The 3272-nt window shown below is 70.8% G+C and carries 3 protein-coding genes; all 3 read left to right on the top strand.

The genetic code is table 11. The features are described 5' to 3' along the window. Nucleotides 1-214: 214 nt before the first annotated feature. The 3 genes from HET64_RS37715 (at nucleotide 215) to HET64_RS37705 (ending at nucleotide 3112) form a co-directional block, all read left to right on the top strand. Nucleotides 215-1462 carry an Ig-like domain-containing protein gene (locus HET64_RS37715; protein WP_215111739.1) on the top strand — a complete coding sequence of 416 codons (1248 nt, stop codon included), beginning with the start codon at nucleotides 215-217 and terminating at the stop codon, nucleotides 1460-1462. A 92-nt stretch (nucleotides 1463-1554) separates the two neighbouring features. Beyond that, complete coding sequence (locus HET64_RS37710) at nucleotides 1555-2322, top strand: enoyl-CoA hydratase/isomerase family protein (RefSeq protein ID WP_215111738.1); 768 nt, start codon at nucleotides 1555-1557, stop codon at nucleotides 2320-2322. Nucleotides 2323-2596: 274 nt separating this feature from the next. Continuing rightward, complete coding sequence (locus HET64_RS37705) at nucleotides 2597-3112, top strand: ATP-binding protein (protein WP_215111740.1); 516 nt, start codon at nucleotides 2597-2599, stop codon at nucleotides 3110-3112. Nucleotides 3113-3272 lie beyond the last annotated feature (160 nt).

The raw sequence follows: 3272 nt of genomic DNA, 5'->3' as shown, positions 1-3272 counted from the left end.
CCGGTCCCCCGCCGTGTCCCGCCCGCCCCCCGCCGCTCCGCCCCGGCACCCCGCGCCACCTGCACAGCTCCCCGGTCCACTGGTACGGAACGGTGACATTCCGGAGGGAGTTCACCCCGCTCGCGATGTGATTATCTTGCGGCGGCGCGCATGTTCGGCGCGCGGGGGTGCGGGCCATGGCGGGAGCCGGGCCGTGCGAGGGGAGACGACCACAGTGAACGGGCAGCCGATATCGGGGGCATCGGCCGGGGCGAGCGGGAAGCGGCGCGGCGGACCGGGGCTTCTGGCCCTGGTTCTGGGAGCAATGCTGTTGCTGGTGACGGCGTGCGGCGGCGGTGACACCGGCGCGGGGGACACGAAGGGGCCGGCGGGCAGCGCGAAGAAGGAGGACACGACCGCCTCGCAGGCGGTGGTGACCATCGCGCCGAAGGACGGCGCGGAGTCCGTGGCGACCAGCGGCGCGCTGAAGATCGGCGCCACGCAGGGCAAGCTGACCACGGTGAAGGTCTCCGACCCCAAGGGCAACGAGGTCGGGGGCGAGATCGCGGCCGACGGCGCTAGCTGGACGCCCGAGCGGCACCTCGCCGCCGCCACGAAGTACGCGGTGCACGCGGTGGCGAAGGACGCGGAGGGACGTGAGTCGGCGAAGGACACCACCTTCACCACACTCGTCCCGGCGAACACCTTCATCGGGCACTACACGCCGGAGGACGGCTCGACCGTCGGGGTCGGCATGCCGGTCTCCATCAACTTCACCCGGGGCATCACCGACCCCGACGCGGTGGAGCGGGCGATCAAGGTGACGGCCGAGCCCGCCGTCGAGATCGAGGGCCACTGGTTCGGGAACGACCGTCTCGACTTCCGCCCGGAGAAGTACTGGGCGGCGGGCACCAAGGTGACCGTCGACCTCAACCTCGACGGCGTCGAGGGCCGGCCGGGCGTCTACGGCAAGCAGGCCAAGAAGGTGTCGTTCACCATCGGCCGCAGCCAGGTCTCCACCGTCGACGCGAGCGCGAAGCGGATGAAGGTGGTCCGCGACGGCAAGCAGATCAAGGACATCCCGATCTCCGCGGGCGCCCCGGCGACGACCACGTACAACGGTCAGATGGTCATCAGCGAGAAGCTCAAGGTGACCCGGATGAACGGCGACACCGTCGGCTTCGGCGGCGAGTACGACATCAAGGACGTGCCGCACGCCATGCGGCTGTCCACGTCGGGCACCTTCCTGCACGGCAACTACTGGGGCGCGTCCTCCATCTTCGGCAACAGCAACACCAGCCACGGCTGCGTGGGTCTGCGCGATGTGCGCGGCGGCTACGACAACCAGACGCCGGCGGCCTGGTTCTACGACAAGTCGCTGATCGGCGACGTGGTCATCGTGAAGAACTCCCACGACAAGACCATCCAGCCCGACAACGGCCTCAACGGCTGGAACATGGACTGGGAGGAGTGGAAGAAGTAGGACTTCCCCCGCTCCCCGGCCGACCCGGCGGGCCCGGTGCTGTGACCAACGGCACCGGGCCCGCCGGCGTTAGCAGTGGTTAACCTGCGTGCATGACTGTGACCCTCGAAGTACGCGACGGCGTCGGCACGATCCTCCTGGACCGGCCGCCCATGAACGCCCTGGACGTGGCGATCCAGGACCGGCTGCGGGAGCTGGCCGAGGAGGCGACCCGGCGCGAGGACGTGCGGTCGGTGATCCTCTACGGCGGCGAGAAGGTGTTCGCGGCGGGCGCGGACATCAAGGAGATGCAGGCGATGGACCACACGGCGATGGTCCTGCGGTCCAAGGGCCTCCAGGACGCCTTCACCGCCGTCGCCCGCATCCCCAAGCCGGTCGTCGCCGCCGTCACCGGCTACGCGCTCGGCGGCGGCTGCGAGCTGGCGCTCTGCGCCGACTTCCGGATCGCCGCGGACGACGCCAAGCTCGGCCAGCCGGAGATCCTCCTCGGCCTGATCCCGGGCGCGGGCGGCACCCAGCGGCTCGCCCGGCTGATCGGCCCCTCCCGGGCCAAGGACCTCATCTTCACCGGCCGCATGGTCAAGGCCCAGGAGGCCCTGACGCTGGGGCTGGTCGACCGGGTGGTCCCGGCCGCCGAGGTCCACGAGCAGGCGCACGCCTGGGCCGCCAAGCTGGCCAAGGGGCCCGCGCTGGCGCTGCGCGCGGCCAAGGAGTCGATCGACGCCGGGCTGGAGACGGACATCGACACCGGGCTCACGATCGAGCGGAACTGGTTCTCCGGTCTGTTCGCCACCGAGGACCGCGAGCGGGGCATGCGCAGCTTCGTCGAGGAGGGGCCGGGCAAGGCCACCTTCGGCTGACCGGTAGTCAGAACGGGTGGCCCGGTAGTCGGGTCGGACGGTCCCGCGCGGGGAGTTCATCCGTCAGAGCGGATTATCCGGGCCTTAAGACAACCTTAAGGCCCGGTGCCGCCTTCGGCCGGGCTGCCCTCATCGGGCAGGGCATCGCCGCAGCTCAGCGCGGCCGTTCGGGGAACTGTTCTGCCAGAGGCATATGCCAAAAGCCTTCCGCGCCCGAGGCTGTTCCGGGGTGCGGATTCCTCCGGAACGGCCCCGGAGGGCGATGCGTGCGGCCATGATGGTGGGCATGGCGGGCCTGGAGGGTGTGGATCAGCCGCGATCGCGCAGCAGCGCGACCGCGGCGCGCTGGACATCGACCATGGATGACGAACAGGCGTTCAAGGCGCTGGAGTTGTTCGGAAATCCGACCGAGGGGGAGGTTCGGCTGCCGTCCCGCCCGGAGTCGGCGGCGACGGCCCGGCGCATCACTTCCTGCGTGGTGCTCCGCCAGTGGGCCCTCTCGCCCCAGACCGCCGAGTACGCGGTGCTCCTCGTCTCCGAGCTCGTGGGGAACGCGGTACGCCACACCGGGGCCCGGGCCTTCGGGTTACGGATGGTCCGCCGCCGGGGCTGGATCCGGATCGAGGTGCGCGACCCCTCGCGCGGACTGCCCTGTCTGATGCCGGTGCGCGAGATGGACGTCAGCGGTCGCGGGCTCTTCCTCGTCGACAAGCTCTCCGACCGCTGGGGCGCCGACCTGCTGCCCATCGGCAAGTACGTCTGGTTCGAGCTGCGCGTCATCGACCGCTGAGCTGGCCGGGTCCGCCGGGCCCCGGATACGCAGAAACCCCCTGTCGCCGTCGGTGGGGCGCTGCGGGGGTTTCTGGGAACGCCGCGGACAAGGGGGTGTGGTCCGCGACGTCGAGGACAGCCTCGCCCGGGTCAATGGGGGCCGTGTCCCCGACTATGGC

Source organism: Streptomyces sp. McG3 (genome assembly GCF_018619185.1).
Lineage (GTDB): Bacteria > Actinomycetota > Actinomycetes > Streptomycetales > Streptomycetaceae > Streptomyces.
The sequence above is the reverse complement of the archived record's forward strand: the minus strand, read 5'-3'. Positions and strand labels throughout refer to the sequence as shown.

What these genes read in the sequence shown, in the direction of transcription:
- HET64_RS37705 (WP_215111740.1), top strand. Translation starts at nt 2,597, where the DNA reads ATGATGGTGGGCATGGCGGGCCTGGAGGGTGTGGATCAGCCGCGATCG.
- HET64_RS37710 (WP_215111738.1), top strand. Translation starts at nt 1,555, where the DNA reads ATGACTGTGACCCTCGAAGTACGCGACGGCGTCGGCACGATCCTCCTG.